The organism is Streptomyces sp. NPDC096193 (genome assembly GCF_040302905.1).
In the GTDB taxonomy this organism is placed as follows: Bacteria; Actinomycetota; Actinomycetes; order Streptomycetales; family Streptomycetaceae; genus Streptomyces.
On the sequence record NZ_JBEOSJ010000025.1, the window covers coordinates 72,122 to 96,363 of the forward strand.

The window sequence follows — 24,242 nt, forward strand, 5'->3', positions numbered from 1 at the left end:
TCTACAGGGTTGTTTCGGGTGCCCCGAACCACCTCCCGGGAGCCCCGGCCGAGGCCCCCGGGTCAGCCGCCGCCCCGCGTCAGCTGCAGGTCTTGTTCTTCGGCGGGGCGGTGCCCTCCAGCAGGTAGGTGTTGATCGCCGTGTCCACGCAGTCGCTGCCCCGCCCGTACGCCGTGTGTCCGTCGCCCTCGTACGTCAGCAGCGTGCCCGACGAGAGCTGGCCGGCCAGCCCCTGCGCCCACTTGTAGGGGGTCGCCGGGTCGCGCGTGGTGCCGACCACGACGATGGGAGCCGCTCCCTTCGCCTCGATGCGGTGCGGCTTGCCCGTGGCGGGGACCGGCCAGTACGCGCAGTTCAGCGAGGCCCAGGCGAAGCCGCGGCCGAAGACCGGGGACGCCTTCTCGAACTCCGGGAGGGCGGACTGGACCGCCGCCGGGCCGCCGAAGGCCGGGGGCATGTCCACGCAGTTCACGGCGGCGTTGGCGTACATCAGGTTCGCGTACGAGCCGTCGCCCTCGCGCTCGTAGTAGCTGTCCGCCAGGGACAGGAGCGGCGCGCCCTGGCCCGCCATCGCGTCGGTGAGGGCCTGACGGAGCTGCGGCCAGGCCGCCTCGTCGTACATCGCGGCGATCACGCCCGTCGTCGCCAGCGACTCGCCCAGCGCGCGGCTCTCGCCGGTCGGGACGGGCTTGGCGTCGAGCCGGGTGAAGAAGGCCTTGAGGCGGGTGGACGCGTCGGCGGCGGACGTGTTGCCGAGCGGGCAGTCCGGCTGCTCGACGCAGTCGGCGGCGAAGGACTGGAACGCCGTCTCGAAGCCGGCGGTCTGGTCGCGGTTCATCTGCCGCGACGGCAGCGAGGGGTCCATCGCGCCGTCGAGGACGAGACGGCCGGTGCGGTCGGGGAACAGCTCGGCGTACGTGGCGCCGAGGAAGGTGCCGTACGAAGCCCCGACGTACGAGAGCTTCTTGTCGCCCAGCGCGGACCGCAGGATGTCCATGTCACGCGCCGCGTCCACCGTGGACACATGCGGGAGGATCTTGCCGGAACGCTGCTCGCAGCCCGCCGCGAAGTTCTTGAGCGCCGCGGACAACTTGGTCGCCTCTGCGGCGTCGTCGGGGGTCTGGTCGACCTGCGTGTACGCGTCCATCTCCTTGCCCGTGAGGCACTCGACCGGTTCGCTGCGGGCGACCCCGCGGGGGTCGATGGCGACCATGTCGTACTGGGCGCGGACCGGCGCGGGATAGCCGACGCCCGCGTAGCTCTGGAGATAGCCGATCGCCGAGCCGCCGGGCCCGCCCGGGTTGACCTGGAGCGAGCCGAGACGCTTACCGGGGCCCGTGGCCTTCTTACGGGCGACAGCCAGCTTCACGGAGTCGCCGTCCGGCTTGGCGTAGTCGAGGGGGGCCTTCATCGTGGAGCACTCGAACCCCTCGACTCCGCAGGCCCGCCACGTCAGCTTCTGCGCGTAGTACGGCTGGAGAGCGGCACTCGGAGCCGGGCCGCCGCCCGGTGTGGACCCGGCGGCGCTGGTGGACGAATCACCGTCCGTACAGCCGGAGATCAGCAGGCCGGCGGTGGCCAGCGCGAGGGCGGAGTTGCGGAACCAGCGCCTTGTGTCCATGCCCGGAGCGTAGGCGACGAGACCGGAAGATGCCCGTCCGCGCGCTGACGAGTGAGCCGGTCAACCACGGACGGCCCTGTCCACCGTCCGGGACCGTCGTCCGGCGCGACGACGAGGCCGCCGTCCCGCCCGGTCAGCCCGCCCGCAGCGCCATCGTCATCGCCTCGACCGCCAGCAGAGGTGCCACGTTCGCCTCCAGCGCCTCTCGGCACGCGGTGATCGCCTCTATCCGGCGCAGGGTGCGCTCGGGGGTGGACGATCCGGCGATCCGGTCCAGCGAGTCCTGTACGTCTCCGTTGGCGATCGCGATCCCGGAGCCGAGCTGCAGCGCGAGGACATCGCGGTAGAAGCCGGTCAGGTCGCTGAGGGCGAGGTCCAGGGTGTCGCGCTGCGTACGTGTCTTGCGGCGCTTCTGCCGGTCCTCCAGGTCCTTCATCACGCCCGCGGTGCCGCGGGGCATTCGTCCGCCCTGCGCCGCGCCGAGGGCCGCCTTCAGTTCCTCGGTCTCCTTGGTGTCGACCTCGTCGGCGACCTGCTTGGCGTCCTCGGCCGCGGCGTCGATCAGTTCCTGCGCGGCCTTCAGACAGCCTCCGACGTCATCCACGCGCAGCGGCAGCTTGAGCACGGTGGCCCTGCGCGCCCGGGCCTTCTCATCGGTCGCGAGCCGGCGCGCCCGCCCGATGTGGCCCTGCGTGGCCCGCGCGGCCGCGGCCGCCACGCCGGGCTCGATGCCGTCCCGCCGGATCAGCACGTCGGCGACGGCGTCGACCGGCGGTGTCCGCAGGGTGAGGTGGCGGCAGCGCGAGCGGATGGTCGGCAGCACGTCCTCCAGCGACGGCGCGCACAGCAGCCACACGGTGCGGGGTGCGGGCTCCTCCACGGCCTTCAGCAGGACATTGCCGGCGCCCTCGGTCAGCCGGTCGGCGTCCTCCAGGATGATCACCTGCCAGCGGCCGACGGCAGGGGAGAGCTGGGCGCGGCGAACCAGCTCGCGGGTCTCCTTGACGCCGATGGACAGCATGTCGGTGCGGACGACGTCGACATCGGCATGCGTGCCCACGAGGGCGGTGTGACAGCCGTCGCAGAAGCCGCATCCGGGTGCCGCGCCGAGGGCCCGGTCGGGGCTGACGCACTGGAGCGCGGCGGCGAACGCACGCGCCGCGGTGGACCGCCCCGATCCCGGCGGGCCGGTGAACAGCCAGGCGTGGGTCATCTTTGAGGCGTCGGGGGCGGCTTCACCGCGGGACTCGGCACTGACCAGGGTGTCGGCGTCCTGCGCGGCGGCACCGAGCTGCGCCTGCACCCGGTCCTGTCCGACCAGTTCGTCCCACACGGTCATGTGCCGTCACCTGCCTTTGTCCTGGGGCTCCCATTGTGGGGCAGGGGTCCGACACTCGGCGCACGCGCTCGATGGCGTGAGTACGAGAACCGCCGCACAGGACCGGCATCGCAAGGGCCGTCTCCGTCCGGGAGCCGGGGCGAACCCGGCTCCCGGACGGAGATGGCGACAACACGCCTCAGCGGCCGCCGCGCCCCCGGCGCCCGTTGTCGTCCTCGTCGTGCGGACCCAGCAGTTCGTCCGCCAGTGTCGGCAGATCGTCCAGCGGGGTCTCCTCCGCCCAGTCCGAACGCCGTCGCGGGCGGCCCGTCGCCGGGTCGACCTGCGGGAGCTCGCGTGTACGGTCCGAGCCGCTCTCCTGCACGGGCCCGCGGTCCTGCACCGGCTCCTGGCCCCGCACCGGCGGGAGCACGGCCGTCTCGTCCGCGTCCCGCACCGGCGGAATCACCGCGGTCTCGTCCGCATCCCGCACCGGCGGAACCGGACGAATGACCGCCGTCTCCTCCGCGTCCCGCACCGGCCGCAGCACAGCCGTCTCGTCGTTGTCCCGCACCGGCGGAAGAACCGCTGTCTCGTCCGCCGCGGCCGCCGGAGGCTGCGGCACCTCCTGCGTCACCTCGTCCGGCCGCACCACGGGTGTCGGAGCCGTCACCTCGGCGGCCGGCACGGCGGCCGCTGCCGCCGCCTCCGCCAGCCGGCGCGCTTCCTCCGCCCGCAGCAGGGCCTCCTCGGCCTTGCGCTGCTTCTCCAGACGACGCTCGTCGGCCTCGGCCCGCAGCCGGGCTTCCTCCTCAGCCTGCTTGCGCCGACGCTCTTCCTCCTCGCGGCGGGTCTTCTCCTCGGCCTCGCGGCGTCGGCGTTCCTCCTCCGCGCGGCGTCGCGCCTCCTCGGCGCGCTGCCGGGCCTCCTCCGCCTGCCGTTCGGCCTCGCGCTGCCGCGCCTCCTCCAGCTCGCGGCGCTTGCGCTCCTCCTCCTCGGCACGGAGCTTGGCCAGCTGTTCCTGGCGCTCGCGCTCGAGCCGCTCCTCCTCCGCCTTGCGCGCGGCCTCTTCCTCGGCCTTGCGGCGGGCTTCCTCCTCGGCCGCCCTGCGGGCCTCCTCCTTCGCCTTGATCTCGGCGTCGGACAGGGGCAGCAGCTGGTCGAGGCGGTGGCGTACGACGGTGGTGACGGCCTCCGGCTCCTGGCCGGCGTCCACCACCAGATAGCGCCCCGGGTCGGCGGCGGCGAGCGTCAGGAAGCCCGACCGCACCCGCTGGTGGAACTCCGCCGGCTCGGACTCCAGCCGGTCCGGCGCCTCCGTGAAGCGTTCCCGCGCGGCCTCCGGCGAGACGTCGAGCAGCACCGTCAGATGCGGCACGAGCCCGTCCGTGGCCCAGCGCGAGATCCGGGCGATCTCGGTCGGCGACAGGTCGCGACCGGCGCCCTGGTAGGCGACGGAGGAGTCGATGTAGCGGTCGGAGATGACGATGGCGCCGCGTTCCAGGGCGGGCCGGACGACCGATCCGACGTGTTCGGCGCGGTCCGCGGCGTACAGCAGTGCCTCGGCGCGGTTCGACAGTCCGGCGGACGAGACGTCGAGCAGGATGGACCGCAGCCGCTTGCCGACCGGTGTCGCGCCCGGCTCGCGGGTGACGACGACCTCGTGGCCCTTGGCGCGGATCCACTGGGCGAGGGCCTCGACCTGGGTGGACTTCCCGGCTCCGTCGCCGCCCTCTATCGCGATGAAGAACCCGGTGCCGGCGGGTGCCACCGCCGGGTCGGCCCCGCCGCGCAGCGCGTCGCGCAGGTCGCGGCGCAGCGGCACGCCGGAGCGGTCGTCGGTTTTCGCGAGGACGATCGCGGCGACGGGCAGCAGGAGCGCGCCCACCAGCATCAGGGTGAAGCCGGCGCCGCCGTGGGCGAAGACGAAGTCACCGCTCGCCAGCCGGTGCGGCCCGATGGCCGCGGCGAGCAGCGGGGCCGCGACCGCGCCGACGGCGATGGCGACCCGGACGACGGCCTGGAGGTGCTCGGTGAGCCGGGCCCGGCGGAAGTCCTCCGTCTCCTGGTCGATGAGTGTGTGGCCGATGTTCGCGGCCACTCCGGCCGAGAAGCCCGCGAGCAGCGCGAGCAGCAGCACGGTGGCCGTGTCGGGCACGAGCCCCATCGCGAGCAGCGCCACTCCGGTGACCGTGAGGGCCAGGACGAGGAGGCGGCGGCGCGAGAGCGACGGCAGTACGGACGCGGCGGCCCGGATGCCCAGTCCCGTGCCGCCGGTCAGCACGAGAACCAGCAGGGCGAAGGCGACCGGTCCGCCGCCGAGGTCGACGGCGTGCAGGACGGCGACGGCGACGGCCGACGAGATCGCCGCGGCGACCGCGGCGCAGGCGACGACGAACAGCGGTATGGCTCCGGTGCGTCCCTTGTCGATGACGCCCCCGGTGGACGGGCGCCGCAGCCCTTCGAGCGGCGAACGCGGCCTCGGCGTCGCGGAGCCCGGCAGCTCGATGAAGTACAGCGTCGACACGGAGGCGGCGAAGAGTCCGGCGGCGACGTACGACCCGAGGGCCGCCTGGTGCAGCGAGAACCATTCCAGGCCGGTGGCGAGGAGGTTGCCGATCAGGGTGGCGACCAGCAGCACCGCGGCGCCGAGGGGGATGACGGCGAAACCGGTGCGCAGCCAGAGCCGGCGCAGCGCGTCGAGGTGGTCGGGCAGCGGGCGTACCGCCGCGCCCTCCGGCGGAGGGGCGGGCAGCAGCGCGGGCGCGGCACCGTCACGGGCGACGGTCCAGAAACGCTCGGCAACTCCCGTGACGAACACGGTGATCAGCAGGATCGTCGCCGCGTTGTCGAGGGTCCAGTCCACCCACAGCGGGGCGACGATCAGCAGAACGGCCCGCAGTCCGTCCGCCCCGATCATGGTCCAGCGGCGGTCGAGCGGGCCCTTGGGCGAGGTGAGGGTCGTCAGCGGACCCAGCAGAACGGCTCCGAAGAGCAGCGTGGCGAGGACGCGGGCGCCGAGGACGGCGGCGACGGCGAACGCCGCGCCGCGGTAACCGTCGCCGAACGTGCCCGCCAGCACCGCCGCCTGAAGGGTCAGCAGCAGAAGGGCGAACACGGAAAGGGCGTCGCCGATGCCGCCGACGATCTGCGCGTTCCAGAGTCTCCTCAGGGGAGGGAGGCGCAGGAGAGCGCGTACAGCGCGCTCACGGGAGTCTGCGGCAAGGGTGTCGGAGTCTGAGGCAGTCTCTGAGGCGGTGCTCACGACCGCCTGCTGCTCGGCTGGCTGCTCGGCTCGCGTCATCCGCCCAGCCTATCCGGAGCGTACGACTCCCAGGAGGCCCGTCCGAACAAACGGGCGCTTTGTACAGGGGGTCGGCATCCGCCTTCCGCACACCCGCACACGGCGCCCCCGCGAATCCGTACGGAAAGCACACGAAGCCGAACGAACCGGATGGGCCGGCGGTCCGCGACCGACCACCCACTCGTCCGAGGACGACGAACCGAACCGGACCCACCCGGACCGGATCAGGCCACGGTCCGCGACCGCAGCCCGACCCGTCCTACTCGATCTACTTGAGCTGTCGGCCTACTCGTCCGAGGACGCGGTCGGCGCGGAGGTCGTCCTCGCCGTCGCCGCCGACTTCTTGGCGACCGTCTTCTTCGCCGCCGTTTTCTTCGCGGTGGTCGTCTTCTTGGCCGCGGTCTTCTTCGCGGCCGTCTTCTTCGCCGGCGCCTTCTTGGCCGGGGCCTTCTTCGCCGTCTTCTTGGCGGGACCCTTGGCGCGCTTCTCGGCGAGGAGCTCGTAACCGCGCTCCGGCGTGATCTCCTCGACGCTGTCGCCTGTCCGCAGGGTCGCGTTCGTCTCACCGTCGGTGACGTACGGCCCGAAGCGGCCGTCCTTGACCACCACGGGCCGCTCGCTGACCGGGTCGGTGCCCAGCTCCTTGAGCGGCGGCTTGGCGGCGGCGCGGCCACGCTGCTTCGGCTGCGCGTAGATCGCGAGAGCCTCTTCCAGCGTGATGTTGAAGAGCTGGTCCTCGGTCTCCAGGGAGCGCGAGTCCGTGCCCTTCTTCAGATAGGGGCCGTACCGGCCGTTCTGCGCGGTGATCTCCACGCCCTCGCTGTCGGCGCCGACGATCCGCGGCAGCGACATCAGCTTCAGCGCGTCCTCGAGGGTCACGGTGTCCAGGGACATCGACTTGAAGAGCGAGGCGGTGCGCGGCTTGACCGCGTTCTTGCCGGTCTTCGGGGTGCCCTCGGGAAGGACCTCGGTGACGTACGGGCCGTAGCGCCCGTCCTTCGCGACGATCTCGTGGCCCGTCGACGGATCGGTGCCGAGCGCGAAGTCACCGCTCGGCTTGGCCAGCAGCTCCTCCGCGTACTCGACGGTGAGCTCGTCCGGCGCCAGGTCGTCGGGGACGTCGGCGCGCTGGTGGCCCTCGGAGTCCTTCTCGCCACGCTCGATGTACGGGCCGTAGCGGCCGACACGCAGCACGATCGCGCTGCCGACCGGGAAGCTGGAGATCTCCCGGGCGTCGATGGCGCCGAGGTCGGTCACCAGTTCCTTGAGGCCACCGAGGTGGTCGCCGTCGCCGTTGCCCGCGGCGGACGCGGCACCCTTGTCGTCGCCCTCACCGAAGTAGAAGCGCCGCAGCCACGGCACGGCCTGCGCCTCGCCCCGCGCGATGCGGTCGAGGTCGTCCTCCATGCGCGCGGTGAAGTCGTAGTCGACGAGCCGGCCGAAGTGCTTCTCCAGCAGGTTGACCACGGCGAAGCTCAGGAACGACGGCACGAGCGCCGTCCCCTTCTTGAACACATAGCCGCGGTCGAGGATGGTGCCGATGATCGAGGCGTACGTCGACGGGCGGCCGATCTCGCGCTCTTCCAGCTCCTTGACCAGCGAGGCCTCGGTGTAGCGGGCGGGCGGCTTGGTGGCGTGACCGTCGACCGAGATCTCCTCGGACGTGAGCGCGTCACCCTCGGCGACCTGCGGCAGCCTGCGCTCGCGGTCGTCGAGCTCGGCGTTCGGGTCGTCGGCGCCTTCCACGTACGCCTTCATGAAGCCGTGGAAGGTGATGGTCTTGCCGGACGCGGTGAACTCGGCGTCCCGGCCGTCACTGGAGACTCCGCCGATCTTCACGGTGACGGAGTTACCGATCGCGTCCTTCATCTGGGAGGCGACGGTCCGCTTCCAGATCAGCTCGTAGAGCTTGAACTGGTCGCCCGTCAGGCCGGTCTCGGCCGGGGTGCGGAAACGATCACCCGAAGGACGAATCGCCTCGTGCGCCTCCTGCGCGTTCTTGACCTTGCCGGCGTAGACCCGCGGCTTGTCGGGCAGGTAGTTGGCGCCGTACAGCTGCGTGACCTGCGCCCGGGCCGCCGAGACGGCGGTGTCCGAGAGCGTGGTGGAGTCCGTACGCATATAGGTGATGAAGCCGTTCTCATACAGCTTCTGCGCGACCTGCATGGTGGCCTTGGCCCCGAAGCCGAGCTTGCGGGACGCCTCCTGCTGCAGCGTCGTCGTACGGAACGGGGCGTACGGGGACCGGCGGTACGGCTTGGACTCGACCGAGCGGACCGCGAACGTGGCGTTCTCGAGGGCGGCGGCCAGCGAGCGGGCGTTCGCCTCGTCGAGGTGGAGCACCTGCGACGACTTGAGCCGGCCGTCCGAACCGAAGTCGCGGCCCTGGGCGACGCGCTGCCCGTCGACCGTGTTCAGGCGGGCGGTGAGCGTCGAGGGATCGGAGGCGTCACCGGCGCGGCCGGTGGAGAACGTGCCCGTCAGATCCCAGTACTCGGCGGAACGGAAAGCGATGCGCTCGCGCTCCCGCTCGACGACGAGGCGGGTGGCGACGGACTGCACACGGCCGGCGGACAGCCGGGGCATGACCTTTTTCCACAGGACCGGCGAGACCTCGTAGCCGTAGAGGCGGTCGAGGATGCGGCGGGTCTCCTGGGCGTCGACCATGCGCTGGTTGAGCTCGCGCGGGTTGGCGACGGCGTCGCGGATCGCGTCCTTGGTGATCTCGTGGAAGACCATCCGGTGAACGGGGACCTTGGGCTTCAGGACTTCCAGCAGGTGCCACGCGATGGCTTCGCCCTCGCGGTCCTCATCGGTGGCGAGGTAGAGCTCGTCGGATTCGGCGAGCTGCTCCTTGAGCTTTCTGACCTGGGCCTTCTTGTCGGCGTTGACGACATAGATCGGCTGGAAGTCGTGCTCGACGTCGACTCCGAGGCGACGGACCTCACCGGTGTACTTCTCGGGGACCTCGGCCGCGCCGTTCGGGAGGTCGCGGATGTGCCCGACACTCGCCTCGACGACATAGCCGGGGCCGAGATAGCCCTTGATCGTCTTCGCCTTGGCAGGCGACTCGACGATCACGAGTCGGCGGCCGCCCTGTGCGGTCTCGCTGGTCGGGGACAACTTCGCTCTTCTCTCCGGTCGACGCTCGATGGGCGCTCACGGTGGTACGGCACGGTCGGCGCACTGCTGTGGCGCTGCTGTCGCTGCGGAGTGTGACGGTACAACCCGCCCCCGTGTCAAACGGCAAAAGCCCGCAACGGCCACTCGAACGGTAACCCGACTCCGGCCATTCCTGCCGCCCGGACCGGCACGAGGTCGTCAGGGGTTCCCGGTCAGACGCGGCCGAAGCACCAGGCCCCGAGGGCCAGGAAGAGGGCCCCGAAGAGCGTTGCGAGGGTGACTGCCGTGGCGGGACTCACTCCGTGGGCGACCGGTGCGCGGTGCGTCACACGCATTCCCGTCCACACCAGGAGCCCGGCTCCGAACAGTGCGAACGCCGCCCCGGCGAAGATCGCCGGCCCATTCTCCATATCCGTGCCCTGCCCTTCCCTGACGCCGAACCGGTGCGGCGTCGCTCCCGAACGCCGAGGCTGGCACCTCCGGGAGTCAGTGGGGCGAATTCCGGGTGAACGCGGCGTGGGTTCACCCGGCCGGTGGCATTGGCCGATTTCACCTCATGGTGCGGCCGGGAAGTCCGCTTTCGGCCGTCGGGCGGGGCGGCCGGCGGCGCGGGTTCGCGTCAGGCGACCGGACGGCGCGCGCTCGTGTGGGCACCGGCTCCCGTCAGATGGGGGACGGCGCACGCTCGTGTGGGCACCGGCTCCCGTCAGACGGCCGGCGGCACCGGTTCCAGGAAGCCCTCCTCCACCAGCAGCCGCAGCGCCTGCGGTGTGCGGTCCCGCAGCAGCACCGGGTCCTCCTCGATCAGCTGGGCGATCGCGTCGAGGATCCGTCCGGCGCTCAGTGTGCCGTCGCAGGCCCCGGCGAACCCGGCTCCCACGGTGTCGACCTTGGTGGCCCGCCGCATCCCGCGATGCTGGCGCAGCACCACATGCTCGGGGTCCTCCGCTCCCGGCAGACCGACCTGCTCCTGGACGACTTCCCGAGCGAGCGTGAAGTGGTCGGCGAGGAGGGCCGCATCGTCGTGCGTCCGCAGGTAGTCCTGGCGGTCGAAGTGCGCCCGCACCGTCGCACCGAGCGGCTGCTCCACAGGGTGCGGCCACTCCTCGGTGACGACCGAGGGGACGGCGGATCCGGACTTGTGGAGCGTGATCCAGCCGAAGCCGATCGCCTGGGTCTTCCGCGCCTCGAACTCGTCGAGCCATGCCTCGTACAGCTCGGCGTACTTCTCGGGGGCGCCGCGGTGGTCACCGCTGTCGCGCAGCCACAGCTCGGCGTACTGCGTGACGTCCTGCACCTCGCGCTGCACGATCCAGGCGTCACACCCGCGCGGCACCCAGGAGCGCAGCCGCTGCTGCCACTCCTCACCCTCCACGTGCTGCCAGTTGGCGAGGAAGTGGGCGTAACCCCCGTCGTTCAGCCTCTCCCCCGCCTGCTGGACGAGCGAGCGGCACAGATCGTCCCCGCCCATCCCGCCGTCGCGGTAGGTCAGCCGCGCGCCGGGAGAGATGACGAAGGGCGGGTTCGACACGATCAGGTCGTACGTGTCGTCGCCCACCGGCTCGAAGAGCGATCCCTCCCGCAGATCGGCCTCGGGGGCCGCGGAGAGGGCGAGCGTGAGCCGCGTGAAGTGCAGTGCGCGCGGGTTCAGGTCGGTGGCCGTGACGCGGGTGGCGTGCTGGGCGGCGTGCAACGCCTGGATGCCGGAGCCGGTGCCGAGGTCCAGGGCGGAGGACACCGGCGTACGGACCGTGATGCCGGCCAGCGTGGTGGACGCGCCACCGACACCGAGGACGACTTCCTCGGCCCGGCCGGCCGCTCCGCCCGCGCCACCGACCGCGCACCCGAGGTCGGAGACGACGAACCAGTCCTGCCCGTCGGGCCCGCCGTAGGGCCGCACGTCGACGGTGGCACGGACGTCGTCGCCCTCACGCACCACCCAGCCGTCGGCGAGGCACTCCTCCAGTGGCAGGGCGGCGAGGGCCCGTTCGTACGCCACGGGCCGTTGCAGCAGGAACAGCCGCACCAACGCGGCCAGATCGCCGTCCCCGCGGGTGGCTCGGAGCGCGGGGACGGTCTCGCTGCGGGCGAGCGCGGCGTAGGCGGACGCGCCGAGGAGGTCGAGCAACCCGTCGACGGTGAAGGCGCGGGCCAGCAGCGCCTCGCGCAGCCGGAGCGCACGGTCGGGCGAGGGCAGGCCTGGGGCAACGCTGGTCGTACTCACCCGTCCATTGTGGCGGCCGCCACCGACAACCGCCGCCCCCGGCCCGCACGGGCGAGGCGCGGCGGCTCAGCCGGGAGCTGCCGGGAGGGACGGGGTTGTGGCTCAGGCGGCCGAACCGCCGGACGGGGCGGGCGCCTTCAGCGGCTTGCAGCCCGGCTGCTTCGCCATGGCGTTGCCGGTCTCCGCCTTCCGCAGCTTGTTCCGCGCGGTCTGGTTCTTCTCGATCTTCTCCAGGCCGGCGGCGACGGGCTGGAGGCCGTCCGCGAACTTCTGCTGGTCCTTGGCGTTCAGCGCGTCGATCTGCTTCTTCAGATCGAGGTAGGACTTGGAGTTGGCGTCGAGTTCGGCGGCGGCGTCCTTCACGAGCTGCTCACCGGCCTCGACGGGCGGCGTCCCGGCGCCCCTGAACGCCGTCGCCAGTGCCTTGTTCACATCCGCGAGGTCCTGGAAGGCCTTCGAGTCGGCGGCCTGGATGTCGGCGGGCTTGCCGTCCGAGGCGGTCGAGCGGATGAGCTGTTCCGCGTCGAACTGCTTCTTGATCTGCGGCTGCGCCTGGTCGCAGTACTTCTTGGCCCAGTCGTCAACCGAGAATTTCTCCGCGTCGCTTTCGCCGGAGCATCCCGACAGCGCGAGTACGAGCACCGCACCGCCGGACAGTGCGGCCGCAAGCTTCTTGTTCACCGGTTTGGTCCCTTCCAAGGCTTCTCGGCCCCGGAACATACACGGCACGTGCTCGACATTCGCGAGCCTTGCGTCCGGTTCGTATGCTTTTGCCACTATTTGCACCAGAGAGAGAAGGCTCACGGCGGACGAGCTGAAGGCGAACGGGCGGGCAGCACGCCACTGCGCGCCGCCCGCCCGTCGATGTGACCGGTACTACGAAACCACCGCGGGATCGGGTGACTTCGAACTCCGCTCCGCCGTCCCCGGGTCGTCCCCGACGGCGATGCCTCGCCGCTTGGAGATGTAGACGGCGCCGACGATGACGAGGATCGCGAGAACCGCGATCACCGCCCGGATCCCGGCACTCGCGTCGTCCCCGTAGCTGAACTGGACCACCGCGGGTGCGATGAGCAGTGCCACCAGGTTCATGACCTTCAGCAACGGGTTGATGGCAGGACCGGCGGTGTCCTTGAACGGGTCGCCGACGGTGTCGCCGATGACGGTCGCGGCATGGGCCTCACTGCCCTTGCCGCCGTGATGACCGTCCTCGACGAGCTTCTTTGCGTTGTCCCACGCACCACCGGAGTTGGCGAGGAAGACGGCCATCAGGGTGCCGGTGCCGATCGCGCCCGCGAGGAACGAGCCGAGAGCGCCGACACCGAGCGAGAACCCGACCGCGATGGGGGTCAGCACCGCGAGCAGGCCCGGGGTGGTCAGCTCACGCAGCGCGTCCTTGGTGCAGATGTCGACGACGCGCCCGTACTCCGGCTTCTCGGTGTAATCCATGATCCCGGGGTGCTCACGGAACTGCCGCCGCACCTCGTAGACCACCGCTCCCGCCGACCGGGAGACCGCGTTGATCGCGAGCCCCGAGAAGAGGAAGACGACCGCAGCACCGAGGACGAGTCCCACCAGGTTGTTGGGCTGGGAGATGTCCATCACGAGGTTCATCGGAGCGCCGTCGCCGAGTTTCGCGCCGACGTCCCTGGCCGCGGTCGCGATGGCGTCGCGATACGAGCCGAAGAGCGCGGCCGCCGCGAGTACGGCGGTGGCGATGGCGATGCCCTTGGTGATGGCCTTGGTGGTGTTGCCCACGGCGTCCAGGTCGGTGAGCACCTGCGCGCCGGCCCCCGTGACGTCGCCGGACATCTCGGCGATGCCCTGGGCGTTGTCGGAGACGGGACCGAAGGTGTCCATGGCGACGATGACGCCGACGGTCGTGAGCAGGCCGGTACCGGCAAGCGCGACCGCGAAGAGGGCGAGCATGATCGACGTGCCGCCGAGCAGGAACGCCCCGTACACGCCCAGGCCGATCAGCAGCGCCGTGTAGACGGCGGACTCCAGACCGATGGAGATGCCGGCCAGGATGACGGTCGCGGGCCCGGTCAGCGAGGACTTGCCGATGTCCTTCACGGGACGCCGGGTGGTCTCGGTGAAGTACCCGGTCAGCTGCTGGATCAGAGCGGCCAGCACGATGCCGATGGCGACGGCCACGACCGCGAGGACCCGGGGGTCCCCGCCGTGCGAACGGATCGCGGCCTCGGTGACGCCGTCCAACTTGGCGTAGGACGACGGCAGATAGACGTAGACCGCGACGGCCACGAGAGCGAGCGAGATCAGCGCGGAGATGAAGAATCCGCGGTTGATGGCGGTCATCCCGCTGCGATCGGCGCGCCGCGGGGCGACCGCGAAGATACCGATCATCGCGGTGACCACGCCGATCGCCGGAACGATCAGCGGAAAAGCGAGTCCGGCGTCGCCGAAGGCCGCCTTTCCGAGGATGAGCGCCGCGACGAGCGTGACCGCGTACGACTCGAAGAGGTCGGCGGCCATGCCGGCGCAGTCGCCGACGTTGTCGCCCACGTTGTCGGCGATGGTCGCGGCATTGCGCGGGTCATCCTCCGGGATGCCCTGCTCGACCTTGCCGACGAGGTCGGCGCCGACGTCGGCCGCCTTGGTGAAGATGCCGCCGCCGACACGCATGAACATGGCGATCAGTGCGGCGCCGAGTCCGAAGCCCTCCAGGACCTTGGGGGCGTCGGCTGCGTAGACGAGTACGACGCAGGAGGCACCGAGCAGGCCGAGGCCCACCGTGAACATGCCGACCACGCCTCCCGTCCGGAAAGCGATCTTCATGGCCTTGTGCGAGACGGCCGTCAGATCCTTTTCGGGCTCGCCTTCGGCCGGTGTCGCTTCACGCGCGGCCGCCGCCACGCGCACATTGGCCCGTACGGCAAGACGCATGCCGATGTATCCGGTGGCCGCCGAGAAAAGCGCACCCACCAGGAAGAACACCGAGCGTCCTGCTCGCTGTGACCAGTCGTCGGCCGGAAGAAGCAAAAGCAGGAAGAACACCACGACGGCGAAGATGCCGAGGGTGCGCAACTGCCGGGCCAGGTAGGCATTCGCGCCTTCCTGGACCGCTGCCGCGATCTTCTTCATGGAATCGGTGCCCTCGCCGGCGGCCAGTACCTGGCGCACCAGCAGCTGGGCGACGACGAGTGCTGCCAACGCCACGACGGCGATGACAATAACGATCACCCGGTTGTCGTCTGTCAGTACTGCGGCTGCAAGGGAAGTGGGGTGGTTGGTCAGTTCTGGGTTGACGAGCCCCGCCATTCGTCCTCCTTGACGCTCAGAGCTCAAGATGTGGACGGATTGTAGGGAGCGGAACCTGATCAAAACAGAGCGCGACAACTGGATTTGACCTTCAGTTGCTACTCAGCAAATGATCCGGTTCCGAAAATCCCACCGAAAGAGGTAATGGGGCAAAACCATTGACCCTTGATCAATGATCTAGAAAAAAGAAAAGAGGCCCTGCTCAGCAGGACCTCTTTTCACGATCATGACGGTTGACGATCAAGGGACCGGCGGACCGGAACCTCTGATCGTCGTACCGCGTCAGGGCAGGACGGAGACCGGCGCCGACGGCCAACTCATCCGGATCACGCCCCCCTGATCGGTGGAACTGACCTCCATGTCGTCCACGAGGCCGCTGATGACGGCGAGACCCATCTCGTCCTCGTCGTCGGCGTCGGCATCCTCGTCGGAGCCGCCTCGCGCGCCGGGAACGGCATGTGAGCCGTTCGCCCCCGCGCTCGGAACCTCGTCGATGACCTCGATGGAGAAAGTCTTCTCCTCCTCGGCGAGCACCACGGTGACGGGCTTGGTGATGCCATGACTGCGGTGCAGTCCGACAGCACGACTGCATGCCTCGCCGACCGCGAGCCGGACCTCGTCCAGCACGGCCTCGTCGACCCCCGCCCTGCGCGCCACGGCAGCAGCCACCAACCGGGCGGTCCTGACATGCTCGGGCTGGGCACTGAATCGAAGCTCGACGGTGGCCATGTGCTCCCCCTCGGACGTACGGGCGTGCATCTCAGAGGCCCGGGCTGGATGCCCGGTACCCCTCACTTCTTCCGGCGTGTCCGCCGACCGTCAGTCGGTCGCCGCAACCGCTTCCTCGACCGTGGTGTGGATGGGGAACACCTTGGTCAGGCCTGTGATCCGGAAGATCTTGAGAATGCGCTCCTGGTTGCAGACCAGGCGCAGCGACCCCTCATGCGCGCGCACGCGCTTCAGGCCGCCCACCAGCACTCCGAGCCCGGTGGAGTCGAGAAAGTCCACGCCCTCCATGTCGACAACCAGGTGGTAGTTGCCATCGTTCACCAACTCGACCAACTGCTCGCGCAGCTTGGGCGCGGTATACACATCAATCTCGCCACCGACCTCGACGACCGTACGGTCGCCACCAGGGCCGGACACATTGCGAGTCGACAGGGACAGGTCCACGGATCCTCCAGCACCTTGCTATCGAGCGGCCGCCCAGCAGGTCTCCCCGGCGGAGCCGGAGGACGGTCGCCAGCCGCGATGGCATTCAATCACTTACCAGCAGCCATGCACGACGCCTTGAGACCATTGTCCGCCACGCCGGTGACACACTCGGTGCCGATGGCCAAGAATCTCCGTCCCAGACGACCTCCCGAGAGCGGGGACACCCGCCCCTCCCCCGGTACGGTCCTCGACCGGCTCACCGCAGGGGCGAACCGGGCTGCGCGCATCACTCATACGGAGCACTTGCCCCCAAGGCCCGGCCGCCATGCCGTCTGGCCCGACCGCATCCGGCCGGAAGTGATCAACGCCATTCAGCAGTCCGGCATCGAGCATCCCTGGGCCCACCAGGCAGCCGCCGCCGAGTACGCCCTGGACGGCGAGTCGGTGGTGATCGCCACCGGCACCGCCTCGGGCAAGTCGCTGGCTTACCTCGCGCCGGTGCTGAGCGCCCAGCTCGACGGGTCCGAGGCCCCGAACGGCCGCGGCGCCACGGCCCTCTACCTCGCCCCCACCAAGGCCCTCGCCGCCGACCAGTGCCGGGCCGTGAAAGAACTCGCGGCGCCATTGGGCCATCGGGTGCGCCCGGCCGTCTACGACGGCGACACACCCGTCGAGGAACGCGAGTGGGTCCGGCAGTACGCCACCTACGTGCTCACCAACCCGGACATGCTCCATCGCGGGATACTTCCCTCCCACCCCCGCTGGGCCTCCTTCCTGCGCTCTCTGCGCTATGTCGTGATCGACGAGTGCCACACCTACCGGGGAGTCTTCGGCTCCCACGTCGCCCAGGTACTGCGCCGCCTTCGCCGGCTGTGCGCCCGCTACGGTGCGAATCCGGTCTTCCTCCTCGCCTCCGCCACCGCGGCGGAACCGTCCGTGGCCGCCGGCCGGCTCACCGGCCTGCCGGTCCAGGAGGTCTCCGACGACGCCTCCCCGCGCGGCGAGCTCGTCTTCGCCCTCTGGGAGCCTCCGCTCACCGAGCTCCACGGAGAGAAAGGCGCACCCGTCCGGCGCACCGCCACCGCCGAGACCGCCGACCTCCTCACCGATCTGACCGTGCAGGGCGTCCGCACGGTCGCCTTCGTACGCTCCCGGCGCGGCGCCGAGCTGATCTCCGTGATCACCAAGGAACGCCTGGCCGAGGTGGACCGCTCCCTGCCCCAGCGGGTCGCCGCCTACCGCGGCGGCTACCTCCCGGAGGAGCGCCGCGCCCTGGAGCGGGCGCTGCACTCCGGCGAGCTGCTGGGGCTCGCCGCCACCACGGCACTGGAGCTGGGTGTCGACGTGTCCGGTCTGGACGCCGTCGTCATCGCCGGCTACCCGGGGACCCGGGCGTCGCTGTGGCAGCAGGCCGGCCGGGCCGGGCGGTCCGGCCAGGGCGCTCTGGCCGTTCTCGTCGCACGCGACGACCCGCTGGACACGTTCCTCGTCCACCACCCCGAGGCGCTGTTCCACCAGCCCGTGGAGTCCACCGTCCTCGATCCCGACAATCCCTACGTCCTCGCCCCCCACCTGTGCGCGGCAGCCGCCGAGCTGCCCCTCACGGAGGCCGACCTGGAACTGTTCGGCCCAGCGACCGGCGAACTGATGCCCCAGCTGGAATCCGCCCGGCTGCTGCGCCGCAGGTCCTCCGGCTGGCACTGGACGCGACGGGAGCGCGCCGCCGACCTCACCGACATCCGGGGCGAGGGCGGCCGCCCGGTCCAGATCGTCGAGGCGGCCACCGGACGGCTGCTGGGCACGGTCGACGAGTCCGCCGCGCACTCCGCCGTCCACGACGGAGCCGTCCACCTCCACCAGGGCCGTACGTACCTGGTGAAGCACCTGGACCTGGAGGACTCCGCCGCCCTCGTGGAGGAGGCGAACCCCCCGTATTCCACGACCGCACGCGACACCACCTCCGTCTCCGTGCTGGAGACCGACATCGAGATCCCGTGGGGCACCGGCCGCCTCTGCTACGGCTCCGTCGAGGTCACCAATCAGGTCGTCTCCTTCCTGCGCCGGAAACTGATCACCGGTGAGGTGCTCGGCGAGACCAAACTCGACCTGCCGCCGCGCACCCTGCGCACCCGGGCCGTGTGGTGGACGGTCACCGAGGACCAACTGGACGCGGCGCGGGTGAATCCGGAACAGCTCGGTGGGGCCCTGCACGCCGCGGAGCACGCCTCGATCGGGATGTTGCCGCTGTTCGCCACCTGCGACCGCTGGGACATCGGCGGGGTCTCCGTGCCGCTCCATCCGGACACCCTGCTGCCGACGGTCTTCGTGTACGACGGCCACCCAGGAGGCGCCGGCTTCGCCGAGCGAGCCTTCCACACCGCCCGCGAGTGGCTCACCGCCACGCGTGAGGCGATCGCCTCCTGCGAGTGCGAGGCGGGCTGCCCGTCCTGCATCCAGTCCCCCAAGTGCGGCAACGGCAACGACCCACTCCACAAGCGCGGCGCTGTCCGCCTGCTCACGGAACTGCTCAGGGGGGCGCCGGAGGGGGCGGCGGCGGATGGTGCGGCGCAGGAGGCTCCGGAGTCGGGCCGGGACGGTGCGGCTGCGGAGCCGACCCGGGAGGGCGCGGAGCCGGGCCGGGAGGGTGCCCAGCGGCCCGGGGAGGGGCCGGACCAGGGCTCGCGGCCCCAAGTGCCTCAGAGGAGCTCCTCCGCCCCTCGTCGGGCAGCTGAAGCGCCCGCACCGGGTGGGCCTCGTGAGGTGCCCGAGGCGCCTGCCCCGGGTGTGCCGCGGGAGATGGCTGAGGCACCTGCACCGGAGTGGCCGCTTCCGGAGGACCGGCCCTCGCCCTGACCGTCGGGCCGTACGGTCCGAAGCGGACCTGCGCGGTCACCTCCGCGATCTCCCCCTGAACGGCGCATCGCACCACGCCCGCGCCCTGCGCCCGGGCCACCGTGGCGGCCTTGTCGCAGGCGGGGCCGGCTCCTTGTAGGGCATGGTCCGCCGCGGCCAGCGCCGCCAGATCTGCCGCCGAGCCCGCCCGATGCCGGGCCACGACGGCCTGCCCCATGGCCAGCACGGCGGCGAACACGACGCACAGCACGGTGGCGGCCATGGCGACCCAGACGGTGGCAGAACCTCGGTCGCGAGCCGCGCTCATGGGACGTCCTCCTCGGGACCGCCAGCCGCGAGCCGCGCTCATGGGACGTCCTCCTCGGGAACGCCGAGCGGGGCCGGGACCGGTGCCACCGAAACGAAGGCCGGGCCCGCGCGAGCGACCGCGGCGGGGGCCGGAGGCCCGCCGGGGGCGGAACTGATGCCCGGGCCCTCACGAGCGACCTGTTGCGGGGCTGGGGCTGGCGCCTGGCGAGCGACCTGTTGCGGGGCTGGGGCCGGGACCGGGGCCCGAGCCGCAGGCCCGCCCGAGCCGGCGCGGGCGGGGGCATGGGCGTTCGAGCCGAAGACCACCGCTGCGGCCGGAGCGAAGCCCCCGCCCGATGCAGCGGCTGGACCCGCGCGAACGGCCCAGTCCGGCTCCGGAGCCGCGTCCGACGCGTCAGCCGCCGCCGGGTTGGAGGCCGAGTCACCACCCGCGCCCGAACCGGCAGCCGGCTCCGCGGCCTCACCCGGTGCCGGATCAGAGCCGGGACCACCACCCACCGCGTCCTCCGCGAACGCCGTCGCCTCCGCGCTGAGCGTCAACCCGAGCGCTCCCGGTCCCGGTGCCGCGGCCTCCACGCGCACCCGCCACAGATCGCCGGCCCGTCCCACCGTGACCCGCGCGCCGCCCGGAGCCGCCGAGCGGGCCGCGGCCATCGCTGCCGCTGGCGGTTCGGACCGGGCCGCCGCCCGTGCCCCGGCCCGTGCGGCGTCCACGCACTGGATCTGCGCTGAGGCCGCCATCAGCGCCCAGACCAAGGCCATCGCGAACACCACCAGGGCCGGTACGGCAACGGCGGCCTCCGCCGTCACCGATCCGCGGTCGCCCCCGTCACACTTCCCGTGCCGGGCCTCAGAACTGCGCATTGAGCGCTTTTCCGATCACTGCTTCGAGCGCGCCCGAGACAGTCCCGCTCGTGACGACCTTGTAGAGCACCGCCGCAAACGCACACGCGGCGATCGTCCCCATCGCGTACTCGGATGTCGTCATTCCCGAGTCCTTGCGCATCCTGCGCGCCATTCCGCGCAGCCAAGCCCGCATCGGATTCCACATGCCAACCCCCATTGATTGACCCACCAGAGATCTCGTTCAGTTCGGTCAGTTGCTGTTGAGCAGTCCGTCGGCGAGCCCGATCACGACCGGCGCCACCCCGACGGCGAGGAAGGCGGGCAGGAAGCACAGCCCCACGGGGGCCGTGATCATGACCTGTGCCTTGTGGCCCTCCGCCGCGGCCTTGCGTGACCGGTCGGCCCGCAGTCGTCCGGCCAGACGGGACACCGGCTCTGCCGCGGGAGCGCCGGTGGAGTCGGCACGCTCCAGGCATCGGGCCAGCTCCGCCGCGCCCGGTATCTGCGCGAACGACCCCCACGCGCGCGCCGGTTCACAACCGAGCCGCAGCTCGGCCGCCGCGCGTACGAGCCGTTCGCCGACCGGTCCGCCGAGTGATTCTCCGACCGCCTCGGCCGCTTCGCGTGGCCCCGCTCCGGCCGAGATGCACGCGGCCAGCAGGTCGGCCGCCAGGGGCAGTTGCCGCGTATCGCACTGATCCCCGGCTTCAGGGGCCGATGTGCGGTTCAGTTGGATGCGCCGGACGCCATAGGCGGCTGCCAGCCCGACGGCACCGCCGACCCACCCGCCGACGAGGACGTATCCGGTGAGCAGCGCACTCAGGGGAGCCGCCCAACGTCGCGCCCACTCCATGTCCTTCGGCCACCGGCGCCTACTTTCGCGTTCCAGAGCCAGCAGTTCTTCGATCCGTCGGCGCATCCTGCGCTCGTGGCGCCGGCCGGCCACCGTGAATCCGAGGAACGCGGCCGCGGAGAGAACGCACATCACCGCCCCCAGCCTGTGGACAACGTCCGCGGTCATGCGCCCTTCCCCTTCCGCACGATTCGCGCGGCCCACCAGAGTCCGGCCGCCTCCAGCAGCCCGCCGACGAGCAGACACATCAGGCCGGCCGGGGTGTGGAGCAGCACCCGCAGCGGATCGGCACCCAGGGCCGAGCCCATGGCCAGGCCCACGACGGGAAGCAGTGCCAGCAGTCCGATGGTCGACCGAGCACCCGCCAACTGAGTTCGCACGTCCTCCCGTTGGTCTCGCTCCGCCCGCAGGGCCGCCTCCAGTCGGTCGAGGCCCGCCGCCAGGCCCGCGCCGCTGTCCACAGCCACCCGCCAGCAGGCAGCGACCCCTGCCAGCCCGTCCGCTCCGGGCTCACACGCCGCTTCCCGCAGGGCTTGCGGTACATCGCCGCCGAACCGCGCCGCCGCTACCACCGCGCCCTCGGAAGCACCCAAGGCGTCCGTGGACCTCGTGCCGAACAACAACGCCTGCCCCGGCTGCATACCGGCCCGCAGTTCCCCTGCCACCGCGCCGCACAGAGTGATCACCCCTTCGGCCCGTAGCTCCCGCGCCCGCACCCGCTCCCTGGTCGCCAGTTGCCTCTTCACCAGCGGCACGGCCGCCGCGCCCGCGATCAGCGGCAGCACCGACTCCCCCAGCACGGCCAGCAGCGTCGCCACCGGCAGACACAGCCACTCACGCCGCAACCGCAGGACAGGCAGCAGTCGTTGCCACGCCCACCACGACGGCTCCGGCGCCCCTCCGCCGGCGAAGAGCATCTTTGCCCGTGTCAGCCCCCGCTCCCGGCCGGCCGTGAGCCAGGCCGCCGCCCCGACACACACCGCCGCCGCGTACATCGGCTCGCCCGCGATCACCCCGCACCCCCGATCAACGGCCGCAGCCGCTCCCAGCCCCGGTCGTACACGAACGCCTCGGCGCCCCACCGCAACGCGGGCACCGTCCGCACCAGACCCGCGGCGTCCCGCTCCAGCACGTGCACCTCGGCGATCCGCCGCAGCCCGCCGCGGTCCCGCACGAGATGGATCACCACTGAGAGCGCTGCGGCCAACTGGCTGTGCAGGGCCGCCCGGTCGAGCCCCGCCGCCGTGCCGAGCGCCTCCAGCCGGGCCGGCACATCCGCTGCCGCGTTGGCGTGGACAGTCCCGCAGCCACCTTCGTGTCCGGTGTTCAAGGCCGCCAGCAACTCGGTGACCTCCGCCCCACGGACCTCCCCCACCACCAGTCGGTCCGGTCGCATGCGCAGGGCCTGGCGCACCAGGTCCCGCAAGGTGACCCGGCCCGCGCCCTCCTGGTTCGCCGTACGGGATTCGAGCCGCACCACGTGCGGATGGTCGGGCCGCAGCTCGGCCGAGTCCTCGGCCAGCACGATCCGCTCACGCTCCCCCACCAGCCCGAGAAGGCTGGACAGCAGCGTGGTCTTCCCCGTGCCCGTGCCTCCGCTGATCAGGAACGACAGGCGGGCATCGATCAGGGCCCGCAGCAGCCGGTCGCCTCCCGGCGGCACGGTCCTCGCGGCGACCAGCTCTTCCACCGAGAACGCCCGCGGACGCACCACCCGCAGCGCCAGACAGGTCGAACCGACCGCCACCGGCGGGATCACCGCGTGCATCCGCGTCCCGTCGGGGAGCCGGGCGTCGACCCACGGCCGGGCGTCGTCCAGCCGCCGCTCCGCCACCGCCGCGAGCCGCTGGGCCAGCCTGCGGACCGATGCGGCGTCCGCGAACGTCACCTCGGTGAGTTCGAGACCGCATCCCCGGTCCACCCACACCCGGTCGGGGGCGGACACCAGCACATCCGTCACGGCCGGATCCGCCAGCAAGGGCTCCAAGGGCCCGGTGCCCACCAGCTCGCAGCGCAATGTCTCGGTGCCGCCGAGCACTTCGGTGTCTCCCAGCAGCCGTCCCTGCGCACGCAGCGCAGCCGCGACCCTGGCCGGGGTGGGCTCGGCTCCGCTCTCCGCGAGCCGCTGTCGTACGGCATCCAGCAGTCCGGTGCTCATGAGGCACCCCCGGCCAGCGCCCGGTCCCAGAAGGCCGCGCAGAACCGCGAGAGCGGACCACGCCCGCCTCCGGGCGGCGCGCCCTGGTCCTGGGCTGCGAACAGTCCTGCGTCCAGCGGCAGTTCACCGGCGAGAGGCAGGCCCAGCGCGTCAGCCACCCACTGGTCGTCCAGTCCCGACGCGTACGGCCCGCGCACCACGACCCGCAGGTCCTGGAGCACCATGCCCACAGCCGACGCCACGCGGTTCGCCGCGGCGACCGCCCGCAGCTCGCCCGGCACCACCAACAGCCCGAGATCCAGCTGGGCCAGCGCCTCCGCCACGGCTTCGTCCACCCGGCGCGGGAGATCCACGACCATCACACCGCCCCGCCTGCGGGCCGCGGCAAGAACGGAGCGCATGGCCTCCGGCGGAACCACCACGGAATCGCCGCGATCCCAGCTCAGAACCCGGAGCTGGTGGAGCTCCGGCAGCGACTCCTCCAGCGCGCCGCCGGCGACGCGCCCCTTGGACGCGGCGAAATCAGGCCACCTTCTCCCGGCTGTCTGCTCCCCGCCGAGCAGCACATCGACGCCGCCTCCGAGGGGATCCCCGTCGACGAGCATGGTCCGCCGGCCCGTCCTGGCGGCGGACACGGCCAGCGCACAAGCGAGCGTCGATGCCCCCGCGCCTCCCCGGCCTCCCATGACGCCGACGGTCAGGGCCTGCTCCCCGACGCCCTCGACGACGTCCGCGATCCGGTCCAGAAGCCAGCTCTCGGCGTCCGGCAGCCGCAACACGCAGTCGGCGCCGATCTCCACTGCCCGCCGCCAGACGTCAGGGTCGTCCTGGTCACGCCCGACGAGCAGCACGCCCTGCCGCCGGGTGGCGCCCCGGCAGCGAGCCGCCGCGTCGTCGCCGACGAGGACCAGCGGGGCCCCTTCCCAGCCACCCCCGCGCTCCGGCACCGAGTGGTGGACGTCCGGTTCGGCCCCGGCGGCCGCGCACAGCCGCAGCAGATCGTCGAGCAGTTCGAGGTCCTCGGTGACGATCAGGGGCCCGTCCCGCCGGCCTTCGGCGCCGGGTGTCCTCTGCGATGTGATGGATCCAGCCACGATCTCCACTCCTTCTTACTTCGATCTCGCTCACTTACGAGATCTGTGATTCCGGCCACCCACGAAGAGCGCGGGTGGAATCACAGTGGAGCCCGCTGGAAA

The 24,242-nt window shown here is 71.6% G+C and carries 17 protein-coding genes and 1 pseudogene; 1 reads left to right on the top strand and 17 read right to left on the bottom strand.

Going from position 1 to position 24,242, the window contains the following annotated elements:
* Positions 1-79 precede the first annotated feature (79 nt).
* The 10 genes from ABTX78_RS29045 to ABTX78_RS29090 all read right to left on the bottom strand — a co-directional run bounded on the left by ABTX78_RS29045 (position 80) and on the right by ABTX78_RS29090 (position 16,045).
* Complete coding sequence (locus ABTX78_RS29045) at positions 80-1,621, bottom strand: alpha/beta hydrolase (protein WP_352209737.1); 1,542 nt, start codon at positions 1,619-1,621, stop codon at positions 80-82.
* Between the two features lie 133 nt (positions 1,622-1,754).
* Positions 1,755-2,960, bottom strand: a complete 1,206-nt coding sequence (locus ABTX78_RS29050; protein WP_352209738.1) for a DNA polymerase III subunit delta' — start codon at positions 2,958-2,960, stop codon at positions 1,755-1,757.
* A gap of 178 nt (positions 2,961-3,138) precedes the next feature.
* On the bottom strand, positions 3,139-6,243 hold the full coding sequence (tmk, locus tag ABTX78_RS29055; protein ID WP_352209739.1) for a dTMP kinase: 3,105 nt from the start codon (positions 6,241-6,243) through the stop codon (positions 3,139-3,141).
* Between the two features lie 285 nt (positions 6,244-6,528).
* Entirely contained in the window at positions 6,529-9,366 is a 2,838-nt protein-coding gene (gene topA, locus ABTX78_RS29060; RefSeq protein ID WP_352209740.1) for a type I DNA topoisomerase, read from the bottom strand.
* Positions 9,367-9,578: 212 nt separating this feature from the next.
* Positions 9,579-9,776 (bottom strand): hypothetical protein, encoded by a 198-nt coding sequence (locus ABTX78_RS29065; protein WP_352209741.1) that lies wholly within the window; start codon positions 9,774-9,776, stop codon positions 9,579-9,581.
* Positions 9,777-10,072: 296 nt separating this feature from the next.
* A complete protein-coding gene (locus ABTX78_RS29070) occupies positions 10,073-11,590 on the bottom strand; it encodes a DUF7059 domain-containing protein (protein ID WP_352209742.1) in 1,518 nt (505 codons plus the stop codon).
* A 102-nt stretch (positions 11,591-11,692) separates the two neighbouring features.
* Positions 11,693-12,271 (bottom strand): small secreted protein, encoded by a 579-nt coding sequence (locus tag ABTX78_RS29075; RefSeq protein ID WP_352209743.1) that lies wholly within the window; start codon positions 12,269-12,271, stop codon positions 11,693-11,695.
* A gap of 195 nt (positions 12,272-12,466) precedes the next feature.
* Entirely contained in the window at positions 12,467-14,872 is a 2,406-nt protein-coding gene (locus tag ABTX78_RS29080; RefSeq protein WP_352209744.1) for a sodium-translocating pyrophosphatase, read from the bottom strand.
* 282 nt (positions 14,873-15,154) lie between these two features.
* The gene (locus ABTX78_RS29085) at positions 15,155-15,601 is read right to left on the bottom strand and encodes an ATP-binding protein (protein WP_352209745.1); all 447 of its coding nucleotides are present in this window, start codon (positions 15,599-15,601) and stop codon (positions 15,155-15,157) included.
* A 90-nt stretch (positions 15,602-15,691) separates the two neighbouring features.
* Positions 15,692-16,045, bottom strand: coding sequence for an STAS domain-containing protein (locus ABTX78_RS29090; RefSeq protein WP_215097290.1), 354 nt, complete (start codon positions 16,043-16,045; stop codon positions 15,692-15,694).
* Positions 16,046-16,123: 78 nt separating this feature from the next.
* On the opposite strand from ABTX78_RS29090, the gene ABTX78_RS29095 reads away from it, so the two are divergent.
* Positions 16,124-18,880, top strand: a complete 2,757-nt coding sequence (locus tag ABTX78_RS29095; RefSeq protein WP_352209746.1) for a DEAD/DEAH box helicase — start codon at positions 16,124-16,126, stop codon at positions 18,878-18,880.
* A gap of 40 nt (positions 18,881-18,920) precedes the next feature.
* Here ABTX78_RS29095 and ABTX78_RS29100 read toward each other — a convergent pair.
* The 7 genes and pseudogenes from ABTX78_RS29100 to ssd all read right to left on the bottom strand — a co-directional run.
* Positions 18,921-19,229: pseudogene (locus tag ABTX78_RS29100) on the bottom strand (Rv3654c family TadE-like protein); the annotation flags it as partial.
* Positions 19,226-20,053: a TadE family type IV pilus minor pilin gene (locus tag ABTX78_RS36195; protein WP_502993997.1), complete on the bottom strand. Its 828-nt coding sequence runs from the start codon at positions 20,051-20,053 to the stop codon at positions 19,226-19,228. The gene ABTX78_RS36195 and the pseudogene ABTX78_RS29100, both read right to left, overlap by 4 nt.
* Complete coding sequence (locus ABTX78_RS29110) at positions 20,040-20,240, bottom strand: DUF4244 domain-containing protein (protein ID WP_352209747.1); 201 nt, start codon at positions 20,238-20,240, stop codon at positions 20,040-20,042. Before ABTX78_RS29110 ends, ABTX78_RS36195 begins: the two co-directional genes overlap by 14 nt.
* Before the next feature lie 45 nt (positions 20,241-20,285).
* Positions 20,286-21,056 carry a type II secretion system F family protein gene (locus ABTX78_RS29115; protein WP_352209748.1) on the bottom strand — a complete coding sequence of 257 codons (771 nt, stop codon included), beginning with the start codon at positions 21,054-21,056 and terminating at the stop codon, positions 20,286-20,288.
* On the bottom strand, positions 21,053-21,883 hold the full coding sequence (locus tag ABTX78_RS29120) for a type II secretion system F family protein (protein ID WP_352209769.1): 831 nt from the start codon (positions 21,881-21,883) through the stop codon (positions 21,053-21,055). Before ABTX78_RS29120 ends, ABTX78_RS29115 begins: the two co-directional genes overlap by 4 nt.
* A gap of 14 nt (positions 21,884-21,897) precedes the next feature.
* Positions 21,898-23,046 (bottom strand): TadA family conjugal transfer-associated ATPase, encoded by a 1,149-nt coding sequence (locus ABTX78_RS29125; RefSeq protein WP_352209749.1) that lies wholly within the window; start codon positions 23,044-23,046, stop codon positions 21,898-21,900.
* A complete protein-coding gene (gene ssd / locus ABTX78_RS29130) occupies positions 23,043-24,140 on the bottom strand; it encodes a septum site-determining protein Ssd (protein WP_352209750.1) in 1,098 nt (365 codons plus the stop codon). The genes ABTX78_RS29125 and ssd overlap by 4 nt, the downstream gene beginning before the upstream one ends.
* Positions 24,141-24,242: the final 102 nt, after the last annotated feature.